Raw genomic sequence first — 26,348 nt, forward strand, 5'->3', positions numbered from 1 at the left:
AAGCGCTATGGGCACCCTTTCGGTCAACCAGAACAAACTGCAAAAACGCCTGCGTCGTCTCGCTGGCGAAGCCATCACCGACTTCAACATGATTGAAGACGGTGACAAGGTCATGGTCTGCCTGTCCGGCGGCAAAGACAGCTACACCATGCTCGATGTTCTGCTGTACCTGCAGAAAGTGGCGCCGATCAAGTTCGAAATCGTCGCGGTGAACATGGACCAGAAGCAACCGGGCTTCCCTGAGCACGTGCTGCCGGCCTACCTCAAGAGCCTCGGCGTCGATTACCACATCGTCGAGAAAGACACCTACTCGGTGGTCAAGGAGCTGGTTCCGGAAGGCAAGACCACTTGCTCGCTGTGCTCGCGCCTGCGTCGCGGCACCCTGTACACCTTCGCCGACGAAATCGGCGCGACCAAGATGGCCCTCGGTCACCACCGTGACGACATTGTCGAGACCTTCTTCCTCAACATGTTCTTCAACGGCACGCTCAAGGCCATGCCGCCGAAGCTGCGCGCCGATGACGGCCGTAACGTGGTGATCCGCCCGCTGGCCTACTGCAGCGAGAAAGACATCCAGGCTTACTCGGACCTGAAAGAATTCCCGATCATTCCGTGCAACCTGTGCGGTTCGCAGGAAAACCTGCAGCGTCAGGTGGTCAAGGACATGCTGGTGGAGTGGGAACGCAAAACCCCGGGCCGTACCGAGAGCATCTTCCGTGGCCTGCAGAACGTGGTGCCGTCGCAACTGGCCGACCGCAACCTGTTCGACTTCGTTAACCTCAAGATCGACGACACGGCGCCGCCTCGCTTTCTCGACGTGCTGAACCTCTGACCGGCATGCGTGACTATCAATGGCTGCATGAGTACTGCCTGAATCGCTTCGGCTCTGCCGAGGCGCTGGAGGCGTACCTGCCTCAGGCGAAAAGCGCAGAGCAACTGCGTGCCCTCAGTGCCGACCGTTACCTGTCGCTGCTGGCCCTGCGGGTGTTTCGCGCTGGGCTCAAGCACAGCCTGGTAGACGCCAAGTGGCCAGCCTTCGAGCAGGTGTTCTTCGGTTTTGATCCGCACAAGGTCGTGCTGATGGGCGCCGAGCACCTTGAGCGGCTGATGCAGGACACACGGATCATCCGTCACCTGGGCAAGCTCAAGAGCGTGCCGCGCAATGCGCAGATGATCCTCGACGTCGAAAAGCAGCAGGGCAGCTTTGGCAATTTCATTGCCGACTGGCCGGTGACCGATATCGTTGGCCTGTGGAAGTTTCTGGCCAAGCATGGCAATCAGCTCGGTGGGCTGTCGGCGCCGCGTTTCTTGCGCATGGTCGGCAAAGACACCTTCATCCCCACCGATGACATGAGTGCGGCGTTGATAGCCCAGGGCATCATCGACAAGCCGCCGACCAGCCAGCGCGATCTGGCCTTGGTCCAGGCGGCGTTCAACCAGTGGCATGCCGAAAGTGGCCGGCCGCTGTGTCAGTTGTCAGTGATGTTGGCGCACACCGTCAATCATTAGTGCTCTGTGGGAGTGGGCCTGCCCCGCGATTGCGATCTGCCAGACACATCGCATCGCGGGGCAAGCCCGCTCCTACAGGTTTCAGTTTTCTCCAGCCAACCGCCGGTCGTACTGAAAACGCCAGCGCACATACAGCAAGGCGCTGACAAACAGTGCCAGGCTGATCGCCACTTCCAGCCAGCCGAACAGCGCCCGTGCCGGGTCGAAGGCGGCCAGTACCCCTTTGATGAAGTACAGGTTGACCACGAAGCAGGTCCAGGCGTGGGCACGTGCATTACCCAGGAGCATCCCGGGCAACAGCAGCGCCAATGGCACCAACTCGACCGCCAGGATCACCCCGATGCGCGCACCGTGCAGGTCGGCGAACATCAGGTTGTTGATCGTCAGCAGCGCGATCAGGCCGAAAAAACTCGCCAGGCTCAACGCCCGCGCCAGGCGCAGGCGGGGTGCCAGCCAGTCTAACGAGGGCAGCACCTTGGGCTTTTTAGCCACGGCTGTTCTCCAGCAGTTTGGCGGTGGTTGCCAGGCGTTGCCCCAAGGCGCGGCACAGGGCGATTTCGTCGGCATCCAGGTCGCGTTTACCGTCGGCCCCGGCGTGGTGGCTAGCGCCATACGGGGTGCCACCGCCACGGGTTTCCAGCAAGGCCGACTCGCTGTAGGGCAGGCCCATGATCAACATGCCGTGGTGCATCAACGGCAGCAGCATCGACAGCAAGGTCGACTCCTGACCGCCGTGCAGGCTGGCGGTAGAGGTGAACACTGCCGCTGGCTTGCCGACCAGGCCACCGCTGAGCCACAGGCTGCTGGTGCCGTCGATGAAGTACTTCAGCGGCGCGGCCATATTGCCAAAGCGCGTCGGGCTGCCCAGGGCCAGGCCCGAGCAGTGGCGCAGGTCGTCGAGGGTGGCGTACAGCGCGCCGGATTCGGGAATGTCCGGGGCGACCGCTTCACATTCGGTGGAAATCGCTGGGACGGTGCGGATACGCGCTTCCAGGCCGCTCATTTCGACGCCACGGGCAATCTGCCGCGCCATCTCGCTGGTCGAGCCGTGGCGGCTGTAGAACAGAATCAGAATGTACGGTGCGCTCACGGCAGGATCTCCAGCACCTTCTCTGGCGGACGGCCGATCACGGCTTTGTCACCGGCGACCAGGATCGGCCGCTCGATCAGTTTCGGGTGCTTGACCATGGCCTCGATCAACTGCGCCTCGCTTAAGTCCGGGGCGGCCAGGTTCAGGTCTTTGTACTCGTCTTCACTGGTGCGCAGCAGTTGGCGTGCGCTGATGCCCAGCTTTTCCAGCAGGGCCTTGAGCGTGGCTGCATCGGGGGGTGTTTCCAGGTAGCGAACCACCGTTGGCGCCAGGCCGCGGGCTTCGAGAATTTCAAGCGCGCCACGGGATTTGGAGCAGCGAGGATTGTGATAGAGGGTCAGGTCAGTCATGTTCGGGTCGCATCCAGCAGGGTGTGGCGGCTATTCTAACCGCAGCGACTTCGCATTTTGCTTGAATCTTCGAGAAGGATTGACCCATGACAAGGCGTTTGGCAGCAGCACTGGCCATCACCGCGAGCTTGCTGCTCGGTGGTTGCGGTGCAGACTATGGCCTGGACCAGAACGGACAGACCGTGAAAGCCGAGCAGATGGACGGGCACTGGCTGGTGCTCAATTACTGGGCCGAGTGGTGTGGCCCGTGCCGGACTGAAATTCCGGAACTCAACGCCGCCGCTAAACAGTGGCAGGCGCAAGGCATCAAGGTGGTCGGGGTGAACTTCGATGGCCTGCAGGGAGAAGAGCTGAAAAAAGCCAGTGAGGCCCTGGGGATCGGCTTCACCGTATTGGCCAGCGACCCGGCCGAGCGTTATGAGCTGCCGCGCAGCGAAGCCTTGCCGGTGACTTACATCATCGATGACAAGGGCAAGGTACGTGAGCAGTTGATGGGCGAGCAGACCCTGGAAGGGTTGAACGCCAAGATCAAGGCGCACAAGGGTAGCTGATCGGGGTGGGTTCTATCGCGGGGCAAGCCCGCTCCTACCGGACTGGTGGGAGCGGGCTTGCCCCGCGATGCATTTCAGCCCTCTTCAGGCCAAAAGCGCAAAGGCTTGCCTTCGGCAGGCCAGAACCGTACCTGCTCGATCGGCGAGATGTCCCAGCGCTGGACCGTCTCCAGCGCCTGCAGGAAGCGCTTTTCCTGTTCCATCAAGGCCGGGGCGCACAGTTTGCGGGTGCTGCCGACTTTGCCGAAGGTCAGTGTGTGGCCGTCCAGCTGGTAAGGCGCGAACCAGTGGTTGCAGCCCGCGTTGCCATAGGCGCGGCCGTCGTCAGCCAGGGTCAGGGTCAGGTGGCTGTAGTCCATCAACGGGCGTTCGCCGATCCATTCCAGAATATAGCTACGCTCTTGTTCCAGCTTCATCGGCTCTGCGGCGCACCCCAGCAGGGTGGTGCCGGCCAGGGCTGAGAGCAACAGGGTTTTCACTGGGCCGTCTCCTTGCATTTCGGGCACAGGTGCTTGTCGCTACGGCTGCTCCAGCCCAGTTCGGCAATGCGGGCAGTGGCGGCAGGCTGCAGGGCTTTTTTGCCCAGCTTGGCATCAACCGCAAACTCGAAGCTCAGGTTGGCCTGGCAGCTGTCGCAATTGACTTGCCAAGTGTGGATGGCCAGCTCGCCAAACACCGGGCCACTGGCAACCGCGACCCATTGACCGGTCGGGTTGATCAGGTGGCGTACGGTTTCCACGGTCAGGCGCATGGACAAGTCTTTGCTGCCCTTGAGGGTGACCAGCAAAACATCGTGCTTCTGGATCGAGCCACCGTTGCCAGTCACCTGGTAGCGGCCTGGCACCAGGGCGCGGCATTCGATCAGGGTGTGTTGCGGGTTAAACAGGTTGTAGCGGAAATCGTGTTCGACCATGGGTCCTCCAAATCTGCCGCGTATCCTAGCATCAACCCTCGACCAAGTTTTGCGGATTGCCTGCCGCCCAGCGGGTAATGTTGTCGAGTGTCGTTTCAGCAATCGCCGCCAGGGCTTCACGGGTAAGGAACGCCTGGTGGGCGGTAACGATCACGTTGGGGAAGGTCAGCAGGCGCGCCAGCACGTCGTCTTGCAATGGCAGGTCGGAGCGGTCTTCGAAGAACAGTTGGGCTTCTTCTTCGTAGACATCCAGGCCGAGGTAGCCCAATTGACCCTCCTTCAAGGCTTCAATCAGCGCCGGGGTATCGATCAGCGCGCCGCGTCCGGTGTTGATCAGCATGGCGCCGGGCTGCAGTTGGGCCAGGCTCTGTGCGTTGATCAAGTGGCGGGTGTGCTCGGTCAATGGGCAATGCAGGCTGATGATCTGTGCCTGGCGCAGCAGTTCGGGCAGTTCCAGGTAGCGTGCGCCGAGGGCCAGCAGTTCGGGGTTGGGGTAGGGGTCGTAGGCCAGCAGCTGGCAGCCGAAACCGGCCATGATCCGCGCAAAGGTGGCGCCGATCTGGCCGGTACCGACCACGCCGACGGTTTTCCCGTGCAGGTCGAAGCCGGTCAGGCCATGCAGGCTGAAGTTGCCTTCGCGGGTGCGGTTGTAGGCACGGTGCAAACGCCGGTTGAGGGCCAGGATCAGGGCGACGGCATGCTCGGCGACGGCGTGGGGGGAGTAGGCGGGGACGCGTACCACCGCCAGGCCCAGGCGTTTTGCTGCCGCCAGGTCGACATGGTTGTAACCGGCCGAGCGCAGGGCGATCAGGCGCGTACCGCCTGCGGCAAGGCGCTCAAGCACCGGGGCACTGAGGTCATCGTTGATGAAGGCGCAGACCACTTCATGGCCTCCGGCAAGCGCGGCGGTGTCTTCAGTCAGGCGTGCGGGCTGGAAATGCAGCTCCAGGCCGTGGGTCGCCGGGGCGTGGTTGAAGCTGTCCTGATCGTAGGTCTGGCTGCTGAAAAACAGTACACGCATGGGGTCTTCCTGAGTCGATTGCGGGTCACTTTAGCCGTAAGGGCTGTTCGTCATCTTGCTGCAGATCAGGCGCTCAGGCGCGCCTGGGCAGTGAGTCGGATAATCGCCCGGTCCAGCTCGTCCAGAGCATGGGGTGCTTCGGGGTCATTCTGTTTGAGCAGGGTTTCGCTGCGCTGGCAGGCGGCGCGCAATTGTGGCACCCCGCAGTAGCGAGAGGCGCCGTTGAGGCGGTGCACCCGTTCGATCACCCCATTGCGGTCGGCGGCATCGCGGGCGATGCGAATCGCCTCACGGTCGGCTTCCAGCGAAGCCAGCAGCATGGCCAGCATGTCGGCAGCCAGGTCGGGTTTGCCAGCCGCCAGGCGCAAGCCTTCCTCCGGATCGAGCACCTTGAGTTCACTGTTGTTGGCGATGCGTTCTGGCTGGCGTTCACTGTGCGGCGCGGCGATGTTCAGCCCGGTCCACTTGAGCACCACTTGCGCCAGTTGCCGCTCACTGATCGGTTTGGTCAGGTAGTCGTCCATCCCACTGTGCAGCAAGGCACGTTTTTCGTTAGCCATGGCGTGCGCGGTGAGGGCGACGATCGGCAGCGGTGCGCCGTTCTGGCTGCTTTCCCAGCGGCGGATCTGCTCGGTGCACTCGCGACCGTCCATGCCCGGCATCTGCACATCCATCAACACCAGATCGAAGCGTTCATCCTGCACGGCCTGCACGGCGGCATAACCACTGTCGACCGCCAGCACCGAGGCGCCCATGTCTTCGAGCAAGGTCTGCACCAGCAGCAGGTTGGCCGGGTTGTCGTCGACACACAGTACTTTCGGCAGCGGCTGTTCGCTGTTGGCCTGGGCCTCGTTGATACCGCGTCGAGGCTGCACCAGATCAAGCAGGGCGCGGCGCAACTTGCGGGTACAGGCCGGCTTGGCCTGGAGCTGGCTGTGGGCGTTGGGCAGATACGGGTGATAGAGCGCCTGCTCGGTGGTCGGGCACAGCACCAGGGCCTGGCACTCCAGGCGCTCCAGTTGTTGGATGTATTGGCCCAGGCGCTCTGGCGATACGCTGTCGAGGTTGACCCCCAGTACCGCCAGGGTAAAGGGTTCGCCTGCCATCCGCGCTGCTGCCGTGGCGTGCAGCAGCGGATCGATTGAGTTGAACGCCGTGACCCGCAAGCCGCAGTCTTCCAGTTGGTGTTCCAGGGCCTGACGCGCCAGCTCATGGGCATCGACAATCGCTACCCGGCGATCCACCAGCGATTGCAGCGGCAGGTCCTCGGCGTCGTCACGGGCTTTGGGCAGGCGCACACTGACCCAGAATTGCGAGCCTTCGCCCGGCGTGCTGTCGACCCCGATCTCGCCACCCATTTGCTCAATCAGGCGTTTGGAAATCACCAGGCCCAGGCCGGTGCCGCCGGGTTGGCGAGACAACGAGTTGTCGGCCTGGCTGAAGGCTTGAAACAGTGCTCGCACATCCTGGCTGGACAGGCCGATGCCGGTGTCTTGAACACTGATTCGCAGTTGTACGCTGTCTTCGTGCTCTTCTTCGAGCATGGCGCGGGTGACGATGGTGCCTTCGCGGGTGAACTTGATCGCATTGCTGATCAGGTTGGTGAGGATCTGCTTGAGCCGCAACGGGTCGCCCACCAGCGACAGCGGCGTGTCACGGTACACCAGGCTGACCAGCTCCAACTGCTTGGCGTGAGCGGCAGGGGCGAGGATGGTCTGGGTGTCCTGGATCAGGTCGCGCAGGTTGAATGGAATGCTGTCGAGCACCAGCTTGCCGGCCTCGATCTTGGAGAAGTCGAGAATCTCGTTGATGATTCCCAGCAGGCTGCTGGCCGACTTCTCGATGGTGCCGAGGTAGTCGAGCTGACGCGGGGTCATCTCACTTTTCTGCAGCAGGTGGGTGAAGCCGAGAATGCCATTGAGCGGCGTGCGAATCTCGTGGCTCATGTTGGCGAGGAACTCGGACTTGATCCGGCTGGCCTCCAGGGCCTCCTTGCGCGCCATGTCCAGCTCGATGTTCTGGATCTCGATGGTTTCCAGGTTCTGGCGCACATCTTCAGTGGCCTGGTCGATGCTGTGCTGCAACTCTTCATGGGCGTTGTGCAGGGATTCGGCCATGCGGTTGATACCGGCGGCCAGCTCATCCATTTCGTAACTGCCCATGGCCGGCAGACGCTCTTCCAGGTTGCCGTCCTTGAGCTGGGTCACCGCGTGCTTGATCTGACCGATCGGGTCGTTGATCGTGCGGCTCATGCGCATCGCCAGCAGGGCTGTGGCGAGCAGGCCGAAAAATATCAGCAGCAGGCTGGTAAACAGGCTGCGGTAGCCGCGCAACAGCGTGCCGTCGTGGGACAGCTCGATTTCTACCCAGCCCAGCAGCCGATCGGTTTCGCTGGGAATATGTTCGCCGGCCAGGTCACGATGGTGGCCGAATACCGGCAGCAAGTAGCGGGTCGCATCACGGCCAGTGCGTTGCAATAGCTCAGTGCCGCCACCGGCCGGGGCCTGGTTGAGCATGCTCGGCCCCGCGTGGGCAAGGTTGTTGCGCTCCGGGCTGAGCAGGGCGACGGCGCGCACATCGGCTTGTTCCAGGGTTTGCGCGGCGACGCGCTCCAGCTGTGCCAGGTCGTGGCGCGCCAGGGCCGGTGCCACCAAAGGCGCCAGATGCTCGGCGATCATCTTGCCGCGCTGCAGCAATTGGGTTTGCAGCTCGCTCTGCTGCAGCCAGGTGAAATAGCTGCCCAGCACCAACGCCATCAGGCCGGCAGGCATCAAGGCCAGCAGCAATACGCGGCTGCGGATTCCCAAACTGTTGAGCACGCAACTCTCCTGTGCCTGGCAAGTGCTGTAAATCGCCGTCGGCGCTAAGCGACGGAGCAAATCGGAAAAGTACCGCGCCTGCTGACGCAATGCACTCATTTGTAGCTATTTTCGACGTGGGCAAAATCTTAGTGGCAGCCCCGGCCAGCAGTTGCGGGTTGAATGAGCAAGGCAATTACTCAATAATCGCGTAACTGAGAATTGCTAGCACCCGCCAATGAATCCCGAAGTCGTTAGTGAATCCACCATACTTGCCATTGAGGACGATCCCGTTCTCGGCGCGCACCTGCACGAAACACTGCAACGTGGCGGCTTCAAGGTCACCTGGTGCAGAAGTGGGCGCGACGGCCTGGATGTCGCGCGCCAGTCACGTTTCGATGTGGTGCTGATGGACATCCTGCTGCCGGGCCTCAATGGTCTGGACGTGCTGGCAAAGTTTCGCGAAAGCAGCTCGACGCCGGTAATCATGATGTCGGCCCTGGGCGCCGAGGCTGACCGTATCAGTGGCTTCCAGCGCGGCGCCGACGACTACCTGCCCAAGCCGTTCAGTATGGCTGAATTGCAGGTGCGTATCGAAGCGATCCTGCGCCGTGTGGCACTGGAGCGCCGCCGTCAGGCGCCAGTCACGCACGCGGTCAGTGCCTTGCAGTTCGACGAGCAGGCCTGTGATGTGCACTGCGGCGAGCGCTGGGCGGGTTTGACCCTGAGCGAGTACCGTCTGCTCGACACGCTGCACCGCAGCCATGAAGAAGTGCTGAGCAAAGCCTTCCTTTACCAGCAAGTACTACAGCGCGGCTACGCACGTCACGACCGCAGCCTGGACATGCATGTCAGCCAGATCCGCCGCAAGCTCAAGGCTATCGGCTATCAAGAGCGGGAAGTGCGCACGGTGTGGGGTAAGGGCTATGTGCTCAGCGCCGCTGAGGTCAACTGAATTGCCCAGCCGTCACTCGTTGTTCTGGAAGCTGGCGATCCTGCTGGTGGGCTTCTGTTTGCTGATGATCGGCCTGAGCTGGAGCTGGGGTCGGCACATGGAAACCCAGAACGCTTTTCTTTCTAAAGAAGCGCGCGCGACCCTGACCCACTATGCTGCCGAAGCCGAACAGGCCTGGGAGCAGGGCGGGCAGTCGGGTGTGGATGCCTGGTTGGTTGACATGGCCAGCAAGGAAAACACCTGGCTCGCTGTGCTCGGGCCCGACTTGCAGTCGTTGAGCAGCACCCCGCTGACATCAGAACAAGCGCGCAAAATCACCTTCCTGCGCGGTATCGACTGGCCTGTCAGCCGCCGCGTGATCGGCTTGCCATGGATGCGCGTCCCCTTTGTTGAACACCCCGAGCAGGGATTGCTGGTGATTGAATTGCCGCAACGCCTGTTACCCGGCCAGTACCGCCTGTTCTGGCGGATCATGACCAACGGCATCATTCCCGGTTTGTTCACCCTGTTGCTGTGCGTAGGGTTGTACCGCATGTTGATCATGCCGTTGATCCAGCTGCGCGAGCAGGCCAACGCCTGGCGCGCGGATCAACTGTCGGCACGGGTAGCCAGCAGTACCACCAGCCGCCGGGATGAGCTGGGCGAGCTGGGCCGTGCCTTCGATGACATGGCCGAACGCCTGCAGGGCACGGTTGCCTTGCAGCAACAGTTGTTGCGTGACCTGTCCCACGAGTTGCGCACACCCTTGAGTCGGCTGCGCGTCGCCAGCGAAGGTGAAGTGGACGCCGAGCAACTTCGCGACCGCGTGAGTCGAGAAATCGATTGCATGCAGCGACTGGTGGAAGACGCCTTGCAACTGGCCTGGCTCGACACCGAGCGGGCACCGCTGAGCAAAGAGCCCATCCAGGTTCAGGCGTTGTGGGAGATGCTCGCTGAGGATGCCTGTTTCGAAAGCACCTGGCCGACGGCGCAACTGCATTGCGCGCTGGATGCCTCGTGTTGGGTGCAGGGTAACCTCAACACCCTGGCGCAGGCGCTGGAGAACATCCTGCGCAATGCCATCCGCCATTCGCCTGCTACCGGCGTGATTCGCCTGGATGGGCGTCGTCAGGGCGATCACTGGCTACTGTGGCTGGAAGATCAGGGCGGGGGGGTGGCCGAGTCTGAGCTGGAGCGCATCTTCGCGCCGTTTACCCGGCTGGACGGTTCGCGTCCGGGGGATGGTGGATTTGGCCTGGGCCTGAGCATCGCCCGCAACGCCATCGCCCGTCAGGGCGGCCGCTTGTGGGCGCAGAACACCGGTGAAGGCTTGCGCCTGAACATCCAACTGCCAATCGCCGTGTAGGAGCGGGCTTGCCCCGCGATACGATGTGACTGACACACCGCAATCGCGGGGCAAGCCCGCTCCCACAGTAAGCCCGCTCCTACAGCTTATAGCTTTGCGCTATAACCCCTACACATTGCGTGATATGGGCAACGCGCGTTTGCCGGTATGATAGGCGCCCCCGCAGTCTGGATTGCGAACTACGCCATGACCTTGCAGTACCCAACCATCGCCGATTGCGTCGGCAACACGCCTCTGGTCCGCCTTCAGCGCATTGCCGGTGAGACCAGCAACACCCTCCTGCTCAAGCTTGAAGGTAATAACCCGGCAGGTTCGGTCAAGGACCGCCCAGCGCTGTCGATGATCACCCGCGCCGAACTGCGTGGGCAGATCAAGCCAGGCGACACGCTGATCGAAGCGACCTCGGGCAATACCGGGATCGCCTTGGCCATGGCGGCGGCGATCAAAGGTTACAAAATGATCCTGATCATGCCTGACAACTCCAGTGCCGAGCGCAAGGCGGCCATGACCGCTTATGGCGCCGAGCTGATTCTGGTCAGCAAGGAAGAAGGCATGGAAGGCGCGCGCGATCTGGCAGATCGTCTGCAAGCCGACGGCCGTGGCCTGGTACTCGACCAGTTCGGCAACGGTGACAATCCCGAAGCCCACTATGTCAGCACCGGCCCTGAAATCTGGCAGCAGACCCAGGGCACTATTACCCATTTCGTCAGTTCCATGGGCACCACCGGCACCATCATGGGCTGCTCGCGTTACCTCAAAGAGCAGAACCCAGCGGTACAGATCGTCGGTCTGCAGCCGATGGAAGGCTCGGCTATTCCGGGCATCCGTCGCTGGCCTGAAGAATACCTGCCGAAAATCTACCAGGCCGATCGTGTCGATCGCGTGGTCGATATGGCGCAGAGTGAAGCTGAAGAGACGACTCGCCGTCTGGCCCGAGAAGAGGGCATTTTCTGTGGCGTGTCTTCTGGTGGTGCAGTGGCAGCCATGTTGCGGCTGTCGCGCGAGCTGGAAAACGCCGTGATCGTGGCAATCATTTGTGACCGTGGCGACCGTTACCTGTCGACCGGCATTTTCGACGCGGCGAACTGATGTCCAAAAGTAAACGTAACAGCGGCCTGCGCTTCCAGCCGGCCGGCGGTAGCCGTACTCCGCAGATCCCCACCGGCAAAAAGCAGCGCTTGCGTATTGAGCGCCTGACCGGTGATGGTCGCGGCATTGCTTTTCTCGAAGGGCGCACCTGGTTTGTCAGTGGTGCGCTGGCCGAGGAAGAGGTTGAAGCACGGGTGCTCAACGCCCACGGCAAAGTGGTCGAAGCGCGTCTGGAGCGGGTGTTCACCGCCAGCCCGGAACGCCGTGAAGCACCCTGCAAACATTTCGATCGCTGCGGCGGCTGCAATTTGCAGCACCTGCCGCATGCCGATCAACTGGCGCTGAAACAGCGCTTGCTGGCTGAGCAGTTGCAGCGCGTTGCCGGTGTCGTCCCTGAGCGCTGGGCCAGCCCGTTGAGCGGTCCTGAGTTTGGTTACCGGCGTCGTGCGCGGGTCGCGGTGCGCTGGGACAACAAAGCGAAAAAGCTCGACGTCGGGTTCCGCGCTGAAGCCAGCCAGGACATCGTCGCCATCGATGACTGCCCGGTGCTGGTACAACCCTTGCAGGCCATCATGCGTCATTTGCCGCTGCTGTTGCAGAGCTTGAGCAAACCGCAGGTGGTTGGCCATGTCGAGTTGTTCAGTGGTACCGCAGTGGCTTTGCTGCTGCGCCACACCGCGCCATTGGCAGATGCAGACCTTGCGCGGGTACAGGCGTTTTGCGCCGAGGCCAACGTGCAGCTGTGGTTACACGGTGACGGTGAACCTTATCCGGTTGATGCCAGTCAGAGCCTCGGCTTTACCCTGACACCCTGGAACCTGGAGCTGGCGTACCGGCCTGGGGACTTTGTGCAGGTCAACGCTGAGGTCAACACGGCAATGATCGAGCAGGCGCTGGCCTGGCTGGCGCCGCAAGCCGACGAGCGCGTACTCGATCTGTTCTGCGGCCTGGGCAATTTTGCCTTGCCGCTGGCCCGTCAGGTGCGCGAAGTGGTGGCGGTTGAAGGGGTACAGGCAATGGTCGAGCGGGCAGCGGCCAATGCACGAAACAACAATTTGCATAATACGCAGTTTTTTCAGGCCGATTTATCGCAGCCTTTGTCTGCCTCCGGCTGGGCCGCTGGAGGCTTTTCTGCGGTACTCTTGGACCCACCGCGAGACGGTGCTTACGAGGTAGTGCGAAATATCGCAGACCTTGGGGCGAAACGTCTGGTGTATGTATCGTGCAACCCGGCAACCCTGGCCCGCGACACGCTCGAGCTGGTCAGGCAGGGTTACCGGCTAAAATGTGCCGGGATTCTCGACATGTTTCCTCAAACGGCGCATGTCGAAGCCATGGCGTTATTCGAAGCGGGCTAGCGGGACTGGCGCGTCAGGCGCTGCACCTTGGGTCCGGCAGGGGCAGCACCAGTGATTTCAAGCGCATCGCGAATGCGCTGTAGGGAAAGGTAAACAAAGATGGTACAGGTGAGAGTGCACCAGCCGGTCAACACAGACGGCAGTATCAATCTCGAAGCATGGCTGGATCATGTGGTGAGCGTCGACCTGGCGCTGGACCGTGAAGCCCTCAAGGCGGCTTGCGAGTTCGCTCAGGAAATCGAGAAAAAGGGGAACCCGGCCAAGCATTCCTGGGCCGATGGCACCTCCAGTTTTCAGGCCGGCCTGGAAATTGCCGAAATCCTCGCTGACCTCAAGCTTGACCAGGATTCGCTGGTAGCCGCAGTGATTTACCGCGCCGTGCGCGAAGGCAAGGTGACCCTGGCCGAAGTCGGTCAACGCTTTGGCCCGGTGGTGTCAAAACTGATCGACGGCGTGCTGCGCATGGCCGCCATCAGCGCCAGTCTCAGCCCTCGCCAGTCGCTGGTGCTGGGTTCCCAGGCGCAGGTCGAGAACCTGCGCAAAATGCTTGTGGCCATGGTTGATGACGTGCGCGTGGCGCTGATCAAGCTGGCTGAGCGTACCTGCGCGATCCGTGCGGTCAAAGGCGCCGACGACGAAAAACGTCACCGCGTCGCCCGCGAAGTCTTCGATATCTACGCCCCGCTGGCGCATCGCTTGGGCATCGGCCATATCAAGTGGGAGCTGGAAGACCTGTCGTTCCGCTACCTGGAGCCGGAGCAGTACAAGCAGATCGCCAAGCTTCTGCACGAGCGCCGCCTGGACCGTGAGCGGTTCATCAGCGATGTGATGAACCAGCTGCAGAATGAGTTGCTGGCTACCGGGGTCAAGGCCGACATCAGTGGCCGGGCCAAGCACATCTATTCGATCTGGCGCAAAATGCAGCGCAAAGGCCTGGAATTCAGCCAGATCTACGACGTGCGCGCCGTGCGTGTACTGGTGCCGGAAATGCGCGATTGCTACACCGCGCTGGGTATCGTGCACACCCTCTGGCGGCATATCCCGAAAGAATTCGACGACTACATCGCCAACCCCAAGGAAAACGGCTATCGCTCCTTGCACACCGCAGTGATCGGCCCCGAGGGCAAGGTGCTGGAAGTGCAGATCCGTACCCACGCCATGCACGAAGAGGCCGAACTCGGCGTTTGTGCGCACTGGCGTTACAAGGGCACCGACGTCAAGTCCAGCTCCAACCATTACGAGGAGAAGATCTCCTGGTTGCGGCAGGTGCTGGAGTGGCACGAAGAGCTGGGTGACATCGGCGGCCTGGCTGAGCAGCTGCGGGTTGATATCGAACCCGACCGGGTCTACGTGTTTACCCCGGACGGCCATGCGATCGACCTGCCCAAAGGCGCCACGCCGCTGGACTTCGCTTACCGCGTGCATACCGAAATCGGTCACAACTGCCGCGGCGCGAAGATCAACGGACGGATCGTACCGCTCAACTACAGCCTGCAGACCGGTGAGCAGGTCGAGATCATCACCAGCAAACACGGCAACCCGAGCCGTGACTGGCTGAACTCCAACCTCGGTTACGTCACCACCTCGCGGGCGCGGGCCAAGATCGTTCACTGGTTCAAGCTGCAGGCCCGTGACCAGAACGTGGCCGCCGGCAAAACCCTGCTTGAGCGTGAACTCAACCGCCTGGGCCTGCCGCAGGTCGACTTTGAGCGGTTGGCGGAAAAAGCCAACCTCAAGGCGGCTGAAGACATGTTCGCCTCGCTGGGGGCCGGTGACTTGCGCCTGGCGCACCTGGTCAACGCTGCCCAGCAGTTGGTTGAGCCGGAGCGCAGTGGCCACGTTGAGCTGGTGCCGCGCAAGGCGACCGGGTACAAGCCAGGCAAGCGTGGCGATATCCAGATTCAGGGTGTTGGCAACCTGCTGACGCAAATGGCCGGTTGCTGCCAACCGCTGCCAGGCGATGCGATTGTCGGCTACATCACCGTAGGGCGTGGGGTAACGATTCACCGTCAGGACTGCGCCTCGGTGTTGCAACTGGCGGGGCGCGAGCCCGAGCGGATCATCCAGGTCAGCTGGGGCCCGGTGCCGGTGCAGACCTACCCGGTCGACATCATCATTCGTGCCTACGACCGTCCGGGCTTGCTGCGTGACGTCTCCCAGGTACTGCTCAACGAGCGGATCAACGTTCTGGCGGTCAATACCCGCTCGAACAAGGAAGACAACACCGCGCTGATGTCGCTGACCATCGAGATTCCGGGGCTGGATGCGCTTGGGCGGTTGCTCGGGCGGATATCGCAGTTGCCGAACATCATCGAGACGCGGCGTAATCGTACCCCTTGAAATCATGATCGCGGGGCAAGCCCGCTCCTACAGTAGGAGCGGGCATGCCCCGCGATAAGGACCCGAGATGTACAACCTGGATGACCTGCTACACCTCATGGCCCGCCTGCGTGACCCGCAGTACGGTTGCCCGTGGGACCTCAAGCAGACCTACGCAACGATCATTCCCTATACCCTCGAAGAAGCCTACGAAGTGGCCGACGCCATCGAGCGCAGCGATTTCGAGCATTTGCAGGGTGAGCTGGGCGACCTGCTGTTTCAGGTGGTGTATTACAGCCAACTGGCCCGTGAAGAAGGCCGTTTCGAGTTTGCCGGGGTGATTGACAGCATTACCCGCAAGCTGATCCGCCGCCATCCCCATGTGTTTCCTACCGGCGAGCTGTACGCGCCGCTGGATGCGCCGAAGCTCGATGAGGCCCAGGTCAAGCAACGCTGGGAAGAGATCAAAGCTCAGGAGCGCGCCGAGAAGGGCGTTCCTGAACAGCTGTCGTTGCTCGATGATGTGCCGGCAGCCTTGCCCGCATTGTCCCGCGCCGCCAAGCTGCAAAAGCGCACGGCCAAGGTCGGCTTCGATTGGCCGGATGCCTTGCCGGTGCTGGACAAGGTCCGTGAAGAACTCGACGAAGTGCTCGAGGCAATGGCCAATAATGACAGCGCAGCGCTGGCCGAAGAGCTGGGTGATTTGCTGTTTGCCACCGTCAACCTGGCTCGGCACCTGAAGGTTGATCCGGAGAACGCCCTGCGTGGCGCGAACCAAAAGTTTGAACGACGTTTCCGATTTATTGAGCAGGCATTGCGCGAAAGCGGGCGTCCGATTGAAGATTGCACCCTGGAAGACATGGATGCGCTGTGGGGCGAAGCCAAACGTCAGGAAAAGAACCAGCCCAGCTGCGGCTGAACTGAAGTTTATAAGTGAGTGAACAATGAGCCTTTCCCTTCGTGACCAATTGCTCAAAGCCGGTCTGGTCAACCAGAAGCAGGTCAAGCAGGTCAACAAAGAGCAGAAGAAACAGAAGCGCCTGGAACACAAGGGCCAGGTCGAAGTAGACGATAGCCAGCAGCGGTTGGCCAAGGAAGCGATGGCGGAAAAAGCCCAGCGCGACCAGGAGCTCAACCGCCAGCAGCAAGAGAAAGCCGAGCAGAAGGCCCGGGCGGCGCAGGTCAAGCAGTTGATCGAAGTGTCGCGCCTGCCCAAGCTGACCACCGAGGATTACTACAACTTCGTCGACGACAAGAAGGTCAAGCGCCTGTCGGTCAACGCCCTGATGCGCAGCAAGCTGAGCAGCGGCTCGCTGGCCATCGTTGCCCACGGCGGTGGCTACGAAGTGATCCCTCGCGAGGCGGCCTTGAAGATCCAGGAGCGCGATCCCAAGCGTATTGTCTTGCTCAATACCCAGGTTGAAGCGCCGGATGCCGATGATCCGTACGCCGCTTACGTCATCCCTGACGATCTGATGTGGTAAAAACGACAAACCCCGCTTCGGCGGGGTTTGTGTTTTCTGGAGGGCGTTATTGCGGCTGCTGCCTGCTTTCCAGGAACTCAAGTTCAATCCGGTAATCATGGGCTTCATGCTCATTGTGGAACATGCCCACCAGCTCATCCTGCTGGTGCACATCCCAGATGCGCAGACCTGCTGCCAGGCTTTCATAAGACATTTTGCTTTCGTCGCGCTCAGTTACTTTGACAGTCATCTGCAAACTCCAGGTTCAGTTAACTGCGGCACTTTGTCGCAGGTCTCTTTTATAGAATTTGTTAGCTGACTAAGTAAATGCTTGCCTCATGAAACATCTTTCATGTGGGGGAGGGCTTACTGTAGGAGCGGGCTTGCCCCGCGATTGCGGTGTGCCAGGTTTACCGCAATCGCGGGGCAAGCCCGCTCCTACAGCCCATAAAAAACCCCGCACTGGGCGGGGTTCAGTAATCAGTTGCCTTTGACAGCCTTGCCATCAACCGTACCGTCTTGCAGCACGATCACGTACTCTTTGCCGTCGGTCTCGACCTGGCGCAGTTGTACCAGCAGGTAGTCCCAATCTTTGGCGAACCACAGTTCGGTAATACGTTTGCTCTGGCTTGGGTCGCGTACGCGCTCAACCTTGATGGCATCGACCTGGCCGGTTTTGGTGGTGACCTTTTCGGTACCCAGAACGCGGAAGTCGTAGGTGTCGATTTCGTCGCCATCAACCACCTGGTAGCTCACGCTTTTCTTGCCGGCAGCCACGTCGTGCTGCAGGGCCAGTTGGTAGGTGGACTTGTCGAGCACGCCACGGTTCAGCGGCAGCTTGATCGCGTCACCACGATCGGTGCCGGTGATCTGCTTGCTGTTCCAGTCAAAGTTCAGATCGACCTTCTTGGCTTTGCCCAGGCCGCCACGTTCAAAGTGGTAGGTCTGTGGCAACAGGGTGTCCTTGTCCAGGCGCAGGGTGCTTTGCTCTGTCAGGCTGGCGATCATCATCGATGCCTTGAAGTTCAGGCTCCAGGTACCGTTGGCGTTCTTTTCCAGGCTGCGCTCGGCGGTGCCGCTCATGGGCAACTGCTTCCAGTCAGCGGTGTAGCTGGCCGAGAATGGCTTGAGGTCTGCTGCCTGAAGCGGCAGTGCGAGCACGGCAAGAGCGAAGAGCAGGGCGCGACGCATAGTATCTCCTAGGGTCGAATCAAGTGGCCGCTGGCCGCCAGGGGCTGGCCATCCAGTAGAGCACCGTGTTCACCAAGGCGCAAACGGCCTTCGGCGAACCAGCGCACTGCCAGCGGGTAAATCTGATGTTCCTGGCTGTGAACCCTTTGTGCCAGGCGTTCCGGCGTGTCATCCAACTCTACCGGTATTACAGCCTGTACGACCAGCGGGCCGCCATCGAGTTCCTCGGTAACGAAATGCACGCTGCAGCCATGCTCCTGGTCACCGGCCTCAAGGGCGCGCTGATGAGTGTGCAGGCCTTTGTACTTGGGCAGCAGCGAAGGGTGGATGTTCAGCAGGCGGCCCTGATAGTGGCGGACGAAGCCGGCACTCAAGATGCGCATGAAGCCTGCGAGCACCACCAGTTGAGGCTGGTAGCCGTCGATCAGCTCGACCAGTGCGGTATCGAACGCTTCGCGGCCTTCGAAGGCCTTGTGGTCGAGTACCGCAGTGTCGATACCGGCATCACGGGCGCGCTGCAGGCCGTAGGCATCAGCGCGGTTGGAGATGACAGCACGGATCCGCACCGGGCTATCGCCGGTGCGGAAGCTGTCGATCAAGGCTTGCAGGTTACTGCCGGTGCCAGACAGCAGCACCACCACATCACAGGGCGTGCTTGGCATCAGTGCGCCTTGACGTTTTTCAGCTCGACCTGGGCAGCGCCTTCGGCAGCGACGCCGATCTGGCCGATGACCCATGGTTGCTCGCCGGAATCACGCAGGTTCTGCAGGGCGACTTCGACCTGGTCCTGGGCCACGCAAATGACCATGCCAACGCCGCAGTTCAGCACGCGGTGCATTTCGTGCTCGTCGACGTTGCCTTGCGCTTGCAGCCAGTCGAACACGGCAGGGCGGTTCCAGCTAGCGACGTCAACAACGGCCTGGGCGCCTTTTGGCAGGACGCGCGGGATGTTGTCGAGCAGGCCGCCACCAGTGATGTGGGCCATGGCTTTGACCGCGCCGGTGTCTTTGATCAGCTTGAGCAGCGGCTTGACGTAGATGCGGGTCGGGGCCATCAGCAGTTCGGTCAGCGGCTTGCCGTCGAGCTGGATGTTTTCGATGTCGGCACCGGCCACTTCGATGATCTTGCGGATCAGCGAGTAACCGTTGGAGTGCGGGCCGGAAGACGGCAGGGCAATCAGGGCATCGCCAGTGGCAACTTTGGAGCCGTCGATGATTTCGGCTTTTTCCACCACGCCAACGCAGAAGCCGGCCAGGTCGTAGTCTTCGCCTTCGTACATGCCAGGCATTTCAGCGGTTTCGCCGCCGACCAGGGAGCAGCCTGCCAGTTCGCAGCCAGCGCCGATGCCAGTGACCACGGTGGCCGCTACGTCGACGTTGAGCTTGCCGGTGGCGTAGTAGTCGAGGAAGAACAACGGCTCGGCGCCGCACACCACCAGGTCGTTGACACACATGGCGACCAGGTCCTGGCCGATGCTGTCATGCTTGTTCAGGTTCAGCGCCAGGCGCAGCTTGGTGCCAACACCGTCGGTGCCGGACACCAGAACCGGTTGTTTGTAGCCGGCCGGGATTTCACAGAGGGCGCCAAAACCGCCCAGGCCGCCCATGACTTCCGGGCGCGCCGTGCGCTTGGCAACGCCTTTGATGCGTTCGACCAATGCTTCACCGGCGTCGATGTCTACACCGGCGTCCTTGTAGCTCAGGGAGGGTTGCTTGCTCATGATCCAGGCCTTTAAGAGGGAGGGATTCAGGGGAATCGACCGTGACCTGCCAGACAAGGTGGGGAAATTCCGCCTGCCTGACCGTCAGCGGTCTGCGAAGGCGCGCGATTTTATCAGGGTTGCCCGGTAGCGGCCATCCTCAGGCCGACGGGCAGGGCCCTGATTGGGCAAAAAAATCATTGGCTGCGGCTTTTCCTGGTAGGCGCGGGCTTGCCCCGCGAGGCGATGTGCCTGAAAGATCGCTGTCGCGGGGCAAGCCCGTGAACAAACAAAAAATAGCCTTTAATAGTGTCTGACTGGTTGCCAGGGCACAGGCTGTATAAGGTATAGCAAAGGCGATGAGGTGGAACTGGACGCCCAGGCCGTTGCTCAAAGCATCGCTTCTTTATTATCAGGACAGGAATCCTTCATGCGTTTGCGTAAATACCTGGCCGCTGGCTGTCTTGCCTTGTTTGGCCTGTCGGCACAGGCCGAAACCGTCTCTGGCCTTTATCAGGTGCGTGAACCGGTCGATGGCCAGGGGGCCGAGGCCCGTACTCAGGCCACCGGTAAAGCCCTTGAAACCCTCATTCTGCGCTTGACGGGCGACCCCAAGGCGGCGCAGAGCCCGGCCCTGGCAGGGTTGCGTAAGGACCCCCAACAAATCATCAGTCAGTTCGGCTTCGAAGCCGGACCGCCGGAAACCGTACTGGTGGACTTCGACCCGGGCAGCACCGAGCGCACCTTGCGTCAGGCTGGCCTGGCCTTGTGGGGCAACAACCGGCCTGCAATCCTCGGCTGGTGGCTGAACGACAGCGCCGAAGGCTCAAGTCTGGTCGGCGATGGCCAAAACAGTGCCGCACCCTTGCGCCGCGCCGCGCAACATCGCGGTCTGCCATTACGACTGCCATTGGCCGACCTCAACGAACAATTGGTGGCCACCGCAAAAAACCTGGAAGGTTCAGACCCAGCGCCGCTGCGCGATGCTTCGGAACGATACGGCGCAGATGCCTTGTTAGCGGTGCACGCCAGTGAGGCCGATGGCAAGTGGCAGGGCACCTGGCGCCTGTGGCTGGGCGAGCAGCGCGAGCAGGGCAAGGTTGAGGCAGGCGACCAGGCCGCGCTGGCCGATGCAGTGATGCTGGCGGTCAGTACCCGTCTGGCGCCGCGCTTTGTGGCACGCCCAGGCGCCAGCAGCGTCATGCAAGTGCAGGTTCAGGGCATGACCCTGGCACGCTATGCCGAGTTGGGCCGGGTGCTGGAACCTTATGGCGCACGCCTTAATCAGGTAACCGGCGACACCCTGACCTATCAGGTGACCGGCAACAGCGATCAGTTGCGTGCCCAGCTTGGCTTGGCCAAGTTGCAGGAACTGCCCGCCGAAGCACCGGCAGCACAGGCGCAACCGGTGGTTGACCCGGCCAATCCGGCCGCCACTCAGGCAACTGCTGTAAAACCGTTCGATGGCCTGCGTTTTCGTTGGTAATCCCTGACCAGGCTTGGAGCCGTTCATGATTGATATGCGTCGTTGGGTATGGCCCGGCGTAATTGTGCTGTGCGCAGCACTGTTGTACTGGCTGCATCCGATTCTCTCGCCGTTTCTGGTGGGCATCATGCTGGCGTACCTGGCCGATCCGCTGGTGGATCGCCTGGAGCGAGCCGGCATGTCACGCACCTGGGGCGTCGTGGTGGTATTTGCCCTGTTCACCCTGCTGTTGACCCTGCTGCTGTTGGTACTGGTACCGATGCTCGCCAAGCAATTGGTGCGCCTCTACGAGCTGGCGCCGCAGATGCTCGACTGGCTGCAGCACGATGCCTTGCCCTGGCTGCAGACCCGTTTCGGGCTGGCCGAAGGCTTCTGGAAGTTCGACAAGATCAAGGCCGCAATCAGCGGGCATATGGGGCAGACCGGCGACATTGTCGGCGTCATCCTGTCCCAGGCAACCGCCTCGGGGCTGGCACTGCTGGGCTGGCTGGCCAATCTGGTGCTGATCCCGGTGGTGAGCTTCTACCTGCTACGCGACTGGGACGTGATGATGGCCAAGCTGCGCAGCCTGTTGCCGCGTCAGCGCGAGGAGCAGGTGGTGGGATTGGCGGGCGAGTGCCATGAAGTGCTCGGTGCATTCGTTCGCGGTCAGTTGATGGTGATGCTGGCGCTGGGTGTGATCTACGCCTCTGGCTTGATGCTGGTTGGCCTTGAGCTTGGGCTGTTGATCGGCCTGCTGGCTGGGTTGGCGGCCATCGTGCCGTACATGGGCTTCATTATTGGTATCGGCGCGGCAATGATTGCGGGCTTGTTCCAGTTCGGCGCAGACCCTTATTCGTTGCTTGCTATCGCTGCGGTGTTCATGGTCGGCCAGGCGCTGGAAGGGATGGTGCTAACCCCGTTGCTGGTGGGGGATCGAATTGGATTGCACCCGGTGGCGGTGATTTTTGCCATTCTTGCTGGCGGAGAGCTGTTTGGCTTCACCGGGATTTTGCTGGCGCTGCCCGTGGCGGCGGTGATCATGGTGCTGCTGCGGCATGTCCACGATCTCTATAAAGAGTCGGATATGTACGGCGGTGAGATCGACCCCGAGCTCTAGCTTAATGGCCAAAGGCTTTCATCGACCGCCAGGCATCGATGCAAGCCTTTGATTTTACTTGTGGTCCGCGCCGATTGTGCCAGGGGCGCCACGGGTATAAACTTTGCAGACTTTTCACAAAAGGCCCTTTGTGGTTCTTCGGAACTGCCCAGCCAGCATGAAACCGATCCAGTTGCCCTTGGGTGTGCGTCTGCGTGACGACGCCACCTTCATCAACTACTACCCGGGTGCCAACGCCGCCGCATTGGGCTACGTCGAGCGACTCTGCGAAGCCGACGCCGGCTGGACCGAAAGCTTGATCTATCTCTGGGGCAAGCAGGGCGTCGGGCGTACCCATCTGTTGCAAGCCGCCTGCCTGCGCTTCGAGCAATTGGGCGAGCCTGCCGTTTACCTGCCGCTGGCACAGTTGCTGGACCGGGGTGTCGAGCTGCTCGATAACCTCGAGCAATACGAGCTGGTGTGTCTGGATGACCTGCATGTGATTGCCGGTAAGCCCGAGTGGGAAGAGGCGATGTTTCACCTGTTCAACCGCCTGCGCGACAGCGGCCGCCGCTTGTTGCTGGCGGCCTCCAGCTCGCCGCGGGAGTTGCCGATCAAACTGGCCGACCTCAAGTCGCGTCTGACCCTGGCGCTGATTTTCCAGATGCGCGCGCTGTCTGACGAAGACAAGCTGCGTGCCCTGCAACTGCGTGCTTCGCGCCGCGGCCTGCACCTGACAGACGAAGTCGGGCATTTCATTCTGACCCGCGGCACGCGCAGCATGAGCGCATTGTTCGACCTGCTCGAACGCCTCGATCAAGCCTCTTTGCAGGCTCAGCGCAAGCTGACGATCCCGTTTCTGAAAGAAACTTTAGGCTGGTAAGGTAGGGGCTAGAGCCTCGGAACATAAAAGTCACATTTTTTTCGATTGAATTTGCAAATCGATGCGATAGAAGGCATAGTCTCGACTTCTTTAAATCTCAAGACACGGTCGTGCCCATGCTAAATCGCTTCGCACCCCTCGTGCCCCTCGCACTTGTGACCCTGCTTTTTGGCTGCGCGGCGCATAGCCCGGTTTCGCAGCAGCAGGATCAACAATCGGTCATTTCTCAGGTCTCGGCCAAATCCTCCACCTCGTCGGTGTTCGAGGAAGAGCTGGCCACTGAAGAAGACCTGCAAGATTTCGCCAGCAGCAAGCCTTACCAATTGCCAGCCCTGGCTGACAACATTCTCGAACGCGGCATGTCGCTGATCGGTACCCGTTACCGTTTTGGCGGTACCTCCGAGAACACCGGCTTTGACTGCAGTGGCTTCATCGGCTACCTGTTCCGCGAAGAAGCCGGCCTGAACCTGCCACGTTCCACCCGCGAAATGATCAACGTAAAAGCCCCGCTGGTTGCTCGCAACAACCTCAAGCCGGGTGACCTGTTGTTCTTCAGCACCAATGGTCGCGGTCGTGTCAGCCACGCCGGGATCTACCTGGGTGACGATCAGTTCATTCACTCCAGCAGCCGCCGCAGCGGTGGTGTGCGCATCGACAAGCTCGGTGATCGCTACTGGAGCAAAACCTTTATCGAAGCCAAGCGTGCATTGGCCATGGCACCGACTGCGACGACTATTTCGCGCAACTGAACCCTGGCCTTGCCATACCACGGCGACGTCGCTGAAAAGCGCGTCGCCGTGCGTGTTTACAGAAAGCGTCTAATCTAAATTCTCAACTATTTCCGGCCACACCGCCGGACGGCTTCAGACAGGATGTTCTGACCATGGCGATGAAGGCGCGCTTCGCTCTACTTTCCCTGCTGGCACTGCTCGGTGCCTGCTCCAGTCATGCCCCGAAACCCGCCAAAGTGGTTAAACCGGTGGTCATGGCGCCTCAAGTGTATTTCTCTCCCGTTGCTGAAGATGTGCTGTTTCAGGCCCTGGGTCTGGTCGGTACGCCTTATCGCTGGGGTGGCAATACCCCCGATTCGGGTTTTGATTGCAGCGGCCTGATCGGTTACGTCTATCGTGACTCTGCGGGTATTTCACTGCCGCGTACCACCCGTGAAATGATCGGCATGCGTGCGCCCACTATCGACCGCACCGCGTTGCAGTCGGGCGATCTGGTGTTCTTCGCCACCAATGGCGGCTCCCAGGTCAGTCACGCTGGCATTTACGTGGGTGAGGGGCGCTTCGTGCATGCCCCGTCTGCCGGTGGCACCGTGCGTCTGGATTACCTGTCCAACAGCTACTGGAACAAAGCCTACCTCAACGCCAAGCGCGTTCTGGCGCCGCCTCAACTGGCGCGTAACCCCTGACCTGGCGAGGTAGGCGATGACGGCACAAACGCTATACCTCGACGATGCGCTCTACCACTACCTGCAAGCGGTGTCTGTTCGCGAGACACCGCTGTTGGCGCGTTTGCGTGTGGAAACCCAGGCCTTGCCCGAGGCGCGCTGGCAGGTAGCGCCGGAGCAAGGGCAATTGCTGGCCTTGCTGGTACGCCTGATCGGTGCACAGCGAGTCATCGAGGTGGGTACCTTCACCGGCTACAGCGCGCTGTGCATGGCCCAGGCCATGGAGCAGGGGCAACTGCTGTGTTGTGATCTTGAAGGCAGCTACAACGCGATTGCCTGGCGCTACTGGCGTGAGGCGGAGGTGGCACAGCGCATTGAATTGCGCCTGGGGCCTGCCTTGAAGACCTTGGCGAGTCTGCCGTCAGAGCGCTACGACCTGATCTTCATCGATGCCGACAAGGCCAATTATCCGGGTTATCTGGAAGAGGCGCTGCGTTTGCTGCGTTGCGGTGGGCTGGTGCTGTTCGACAACACGCTGTGGAGCGGGCGGGTGTTGCAGGAACAGCCTGACAGTGACGATACGCGGGCGATCCAGGCGTTGAATCTACAGCTCAAGGATGATGCGCGGGTGGACCTTTCCCTGTTGCCGATTGGGGACGGTTTGACGTTGTGTCGTAAGCGTTGAGACTCAATCGCGGGGCAAGCCCGCTCCTACCCTGTAGGGACGGGCTTGCCCCGCGATCGTGCCCTGATTTCAAGCCTGCTTGAGCAGCAAGGCAACCCCCGGATAATACTGCCCCGCCTCGTTATGCAGCTTGCGGTAGGCATAAGGGAAATACCAGGCAATGGCGCAAGCCGTATGCTTTTGCAGATCTTCAACCAGGTCCTGCAGCTCTTCCGGGCTGGCATGCTGCCCGGCTTTCCACGGGCTGGCGAACAGCGCAGCCACTTTGAGCTGACTGGGGGCGGCCACCTGGCGGGCAGCGAACACGGTTTCCTGCAGGGCGTTGCTCAAGTCAAGGCGGCCGATACGCGGCCAGCGCTGGCTGCCTTGCAGGTAGGCGGCCTCTTCACGATTGGCGATGTACAGGTCGCAATGTCCTTCGCGGTCGCCTTCGTCGCGCTGCTTTTTACTCGGGTGGTGTTGCAAGGTCACGAGCTCAGCTTGCCAGGCGGCAGCGCAAAGCACACTGAGGTTGGTTTGAGCGCCGTGCCAGTAAGGCGCTTCGCTGTCGCCCAGGGTCTGGTTGAGTCGGTCAATGCATTCAACCCAGCGCTCCAGCGCCGGGCGCAGGAATTCCAGGCGCGGGTTGTTGATGATCAGACCTTGCATGCCGTTCTCTCCTTTATCGTTGTAATTGAGTGCAGCCAGATCATGGCTATTTGATATCACTGATATCAGGGTGACACAAGCCGACAAACACGCCATTGATCCAGGCCAGTGCAGCACCTTTCATTGACGCTCCGGGTGCAACCCTCTAACCTTCGCGACTTGTTTCAGGTGCTCTGTGGGCTGCGGTCTGGCAGGGTGAAACAGGGAAGCCGGTGGCTGCGCTAATGCGTGCGAGTCCGGCGCTGCCCCCGCAACGGTAGGTGAGTCAAGGTCGCGCATGGCCACTGGGTAATGAACCCCGGGAAGGCGCACGACCCTGGGTGTTCAAGGCCCCGCTCACAAGCCCGGAGACCGGCCTGTTACAGCCAACGGCATCACGGAGGGTGATGCGCGTATCCTTCGGCCCATGCCGCAGCCTTGCGCGTTTCTCCGTCTGCCTTATCCATTCATCTATTACTGTCTTTTTTGCCGCGAACGCTGTACGGCCCTGTGCCGACAAGCTCGCTGCGAACTGACGGATA

28 protein-coding genes and 1 riboswitch are annotated in these 26,348 nt (G+C 61.2%); of the genes, 16 read left to right on the forward strand and 12 right to left on the reverse strand.

Annotated elements, in window-relative coordinates:
- Positions 1-7 precede the first annotated feature (7 nt).
- Both ttcA and ACP6KB_RS06730 read left to right on the forward strand, forming a co-directional pair.
- Positions 8-832 (forward strand): tRNA 2-thiocytidine(32) synthetase TtcA, encoded by an 825-nt coding sequence (gene ttcA, locus ACP6KB_RS06725; RefSeq protein ID WP_442112730.1) that lies wholly within the window; start codon positions 8-10, stop codon positions 830-832.
- 5 nt (positions 833-837) lie between these two features.
- Positions 838-1,509, forward strand: coding sequence for a DNA-3-methyladenine glycosylase I (locus ACP6KB_RS06730; RefSeq protein WP_442112732.1), 672 nt, complete (start codon positions 838-840; stop codon positions 1,507-1,509).
- Between the two features lie 81 nt (positions 1,510-1,590).
- Here ACP6KB_RS06730 and ACP6KB_RS06735 read toward each other — a convergent pair whose 3' ends face one another.
- From ACP6KB_RS06735 to arsC, 3 genes are read right to left on the reverse strand one after another with little or no spacing between them, the layout of a single operon-like run.
- Positions 1,591-2,001, reverse strand: coding sequence for a DUF2069 domain-containing protein (locus tag ACP6KB_RS06735; RefSeq protein ID WP_442112734.1), 411 nt, complete (start codon positions 1,999-2,001; stop codon positions 1,591-1,593).
- Positions 1,994-2,599 (reverse strand): NAD(P)H:quinone oxidoreductase, encoded by a 606-nt coding sequence (wrbA, locus tag ACP6KB_RS06740; protein ID WP_442112736.1) that lies wholly within the window; start codon positions 2,597-2,599, stop codon positions 1,994-1,996. The genes ACP6KB_RS06735 and wrbA overlap by 8 nt, the downstream gene beginning before the upstream one ends.
- Positions 2,596-2,949 (reverse strand): arsenate reductase (glutaredoxin), encoded by a 354-nt coding sequence (arsC, locus tag ACP6KB_RS06745; protein ID WP_442112738.1) that lies wholly within the window; start codon positions 2,947-2,949, stop codon positions 2,596-2,598. Before arsC ends, wrbA begins: the two co-directional genes overlap by 4 nt.
- A gap of 86 nt (positions 2,950-3,035) precedes the next feature.
- Here arsC and ACP6KB_RS06750 point away from each other — a divergent pair, with 86 nt between their 5' ends.
- Positions 3,036-3,500 (forward strand): TlpA disulfide reductase family protein, encoded by a 465-nt coding sequence (locus ACP6KB_RS06750; protein ID WP_442112740.1) that lies wholly within the window; start codon positions 3,036-3,038, stop codon positions 3,498-3,500.
- Positions 3,501-3,574: 74 nt separating this feature from the next.
- On the opposite strand, the gene ACP6KB_RS06755 is transcribed toward ACP6KB_RS06750, so the two are convergent.
- The 4 genes from ACP6KB_RS06755 to ACP6KB_RS06770 all read right to left on the reverse strand — a co-directional run bounded on the left by ACP6KB_RS06755 (position 3,575) and on the right by ACP6KB_RS06770 (position 8,253).
- A complete protein-coding gene (locus tag ACP6KB_RS06755) occupies positions 3,575-3,979 on the reverse strand; it encodes an META domain-containing protein (protein ID WP_442112742.1) in 405 nt (134 codons plus the stop codon).
- A complete protein-coding gene (locus tag ACP6KB_RS06760) occupies positions 3,976-4,413 on the reverse strand; it encodes a hypothetical protein (protein ID WP_442112744.1) in 438 nt (145 codons plus the stop codon). The genes ACP6KB_RS06755 and ACP6KB_RS06760 overlap by 4 nt, the downstream gene beginning before the upstream one ends.
- 31 nt (positions 4,414-4,444) lie before the next feature.
- Positions 4,445-5,434, reverse strand: a complete 990-nt coding sequence (locus ACP6KB_RS06765) for a 2-hydroxyacid dehydrogenase (protein ID WP_442112746.1) — start codon at positions 5,432-5,434, stop codon at positions 4,445-4,447.
- 65 nt (positions 5,435-5,499) lie between these two features.
- Positions 5,500-8,253 carry a response regulator gene (locus ACP6KB_RS06770; RefSeq protein WP_442112748.1) on the reverse strand — a complete coding sequence of 918 codons (2,754 nt, stop codon included), beginning with the start codon at positions 8,251-8,253 and terminating at the stop codon, positions 5,500-5,502.
- A 217-nt stretch (positions 8,254-8,470) separates the two neighbouring features.
- On the opposite strand from ACP6KB_RS06770, the gene ACP6KB_RS06775 reads away from it, so the two are divergent.
- The 7 genes from ACP6KB_RS06775 (at position 8,471) to ACP6KB_RS06805 (ending at position 16,782) form a co-directional block, all read left to right on the forward strand.
- Positions 8,471-9,187, forward strand: coding sequence for a response regulator transcription factor (locus ACP6KB_RS06775; protein ID WP_442112750.1), 717 nt, complete (start codon positions 8,471-8,473; stop codon positions 9,185-9,187).
- A complete protein-coding gene (locus ACP6KB_RS06780; RefSeq protein ID WP_442112752.1) occupies positions 9,159-10,532 on the forward strand; it encodes a histidine kinase sensor domain-containing protein in 1,374 nt (457 codons plus the stop codon). Before ACP6KB_RS06775 ends, ACP6KB_RS06780 begins: the two co-directional genes overlap by 29 nt.
- A gap of 186 nt (positions 10,533-10,718) precedes the next feature.
- The gene (cysM, locus tag ACP6KB_RS06785; protein WP_442112754.1) at positions 10,719-11,621 is read left to right on the forward strand and encodes a cysteine synthase CysM; all 903 of its coding nucleotides are present in this window, start codon (positions 10,719-10,721) and stop codon (positions 11,619-11,621) included.
- Entirely contained in the window at positions 11,621-12,979 is a 1,359-nt protein-coding gene (rlmD, locus tag ACP6KB_RS06790; RefSeq protein WP_442112756.1) for a 23S rRNA (uracil(1939)-C(5))-methyltransferase RlmD, read from the forward strand. The genes cysM and rlmD overlap by 1 nt, the downstream gene beginning before the upstream one ends.
- A gap of 99 nt (positions 12,980-13,078) precedes the next feature.
- A complete protein-coding gene (relA, locus tag ACP6KB_RS06795; RefSeq protein WP_442112758.1) occupies positions 13,079-15,319 on the forward strand; it encodes a GTP diphosphokinase in 2,241 nt (746 codons plus the stop codon).
- A 67-nt stretch (positions 15,320-15,386) separates the two neighbouring features.
- Positions 15,387-16,217, forward strand: a complete 831-nt coding sequence (gene mazG, locus ACP6KB_RS06800) for a nucleoside triphosphate pyrophosphohydrolase (protein ID WP_442112760.1) — start codon at positions 15,387-15,389, stop codon at positions 16,215-16,217.
- A 25-nt stretch (positions 16,218-16,242) separates the two neighbouring features.
- Positions 16,243-16,782: a DUF2058 domain-containing protein gene (locus ACP6KB_RS06805; protein ID WP_442112762.1), complete on the forward strand. Its 540-nt coding sequence runs from the start codon at positions 16,243-16,245 to the stop codon at positions 16,780-16,782.
- Between the two features lie 46 nt (positions 16,783-16,828).
- Here the strand turns inward: ACP6KB_RS06805 and ACP6KB_RS06810 are convergent, their stop codons facing one another.
- The 4 genes from ACP6KB_RS06810 to purM all read right to left on the reverse strand — a co-directional run bounded on the left by ACP6KB_RS06810 (position 16,829) and on the right by purM (position 19,672).
- Positions 16,829-17,011 carry a hypothetical protein gene (locus tag ACP6KB_RS06810; RefSeq protein WP_442112764.1) on the reverse strand — a complete coding sequence of 61 codons (183 nt, stop codon included), beginning with the start codon at positions 17,009-17,011 and terminating at the stop codon, positions 16,829-16,831.
- A gap of 230 nt (positions 17,012-17,241) precedes the next feature.
- On the reverse strand, positions 17,242-17,952 hold the full coding sequence (locus ACP6KB_RS06815; protein ID WP_442112766.1) for a DUF3108 domain-containing protein: 711 nt from the start codon (positions 17,950-17,952) through the stop codon (positions 17,242-17,244).
- 8 nt (positions 17,953-17,960) lie between these two features.
- A complete protein-coding gene (purN, locus tag ACP6KB_RS06820) occupies positions 17,961-18,614 on the reverse strand; it encodes a phosphoribosylglycinamide formyltransferase (RefSeq protein ID WP_442112768.1) in 654 nt (217 codons plus the stop codon).
- Positions 18,614-19,672: a phosphoribosylformylglycinamidine cyclo-ligase gene (gene purM, locus ACP6KB_RS06825; RefSeq protein WP_442112770.1), complete on the reverse strand. Its 1,059-nt coding sequence runs from the start codon at positions 19,670-19,672 to the stop codon at positions 18,614-18,616. The genes purN and purM overlap by 1 nt, the downstream gene beginning before the upstream one ends.
- Positions 19,673-20,081: 409 nt before the next feature.
- On the opposite strand from purM, the gene ACP6KB_RS06830 reads away from it, so the two are divergent.
- The 6 genes from ACP6KB_RS06830 (at position 20,082) to ACP6KB_RS06855 (ending at position 25,179) form a co-directional block, all read left to right on the forward strand.
- Positions 20,082-21,137, forward strand: coding sequence for a DUF2066 domain-containing protein (locus ACP6KB_RS06830; RefSeq protein WP_442112772.1), 1,056 nt, complete (start codon positions 20,082-20,084; stop codon positions 21,135-21,137).
- Positions 21,138-21,162: 25 nt separating this feature from the next.
- Entirely contained in the window at positions 21,163-22,236 is a 1,074-nt protein-coding gene (locus tag ACP6KB_RS06835) for an AI-2E family transporter (protein ID WP_442112774.1), read from the forward strand.
- 157 nt (positions 22,237-22,393) lie between these two features.
- A complete protein-coding gene (hda, locus tag ACP6KB_RS06840; RefSeq protein ID WP_010220358.1) occupies positions 22,394-23,098 on the forward strand; it encodes a DnaA regulatory inactivator Hda in 705 nt (234 codons plus the stop codon).
- A gap of 116 nt (positions 23,099-23,214) precedes the next feature.
- Positions 23,215-23,847 (forward strand): C40 family peptidase, encoded by a 633-nt coding sequence (locus tag ACP6KB_RS06845; protein WP_442112777.1) that lies wholly within the window; start codon positions 23,215-23,217, stop codon positions 23,845-23,847.
- 134 nt (positions 23,848-23,981) lie between these two features.
- The gene (locus ACP6KB_RS06850) at positions 23,982-24,515 is read left to right on the forward strand and encodes a C40 family peptidase (protein ID WP_442112779.1); all 534 of its coding nucleotides are present in this window, start codon (positions 23,982-23,984) and stop codon (positions 24,513-24,515) included.
- Between the two features lie 16 nt (positions 24,516-24,531).
- Positions 24,532-25,179 carry an O-methyltransferase gene (locus ACP6KB_RS06855; protein ID WP_442112781.1) on the forward strand — a complete coding sequence of 216 codons (648 nt, stop codon included), beginning with the start codon at positions 24,532-24,534 and terminating at the stop codon, positions 25,177-25,179.
- 69 nt (positions 25,180-25,248) lie between these two features.
- On the opposite strand, the gene ACP6KB_RS06860 is transcribed toward ACP6KB_RS06855, so the two are convergent.
- A complete protein-coding gene (locus ACP6KB_RS06860; protein ID WP_442112783.1) occupies positions 25,249-25,827 on the reverse strand; it encodes a hypothetical protein in 579 nt (192 codons plus the stop codon).
- 149 nt (positions 25,828-25,976) lie between these two features.
- A riboswitch (cobalamin riboswitch) is annotated at positions 25,977-26,201 on the forward strand.
- The last annotated feature ends 147 nt before the right edge of the window (positions 26,202-26,348 follow it).

Origin of the sequence: Pseudomonas sp. NUPR-001, from assembly GCF_052147955.1 — a bacterium.
GTDB lineage: Bacteria > Pseudomonadota > Gammaproteobacteria > Pseudomonadales > Pseudomonadaceae > Aquipseudomonas.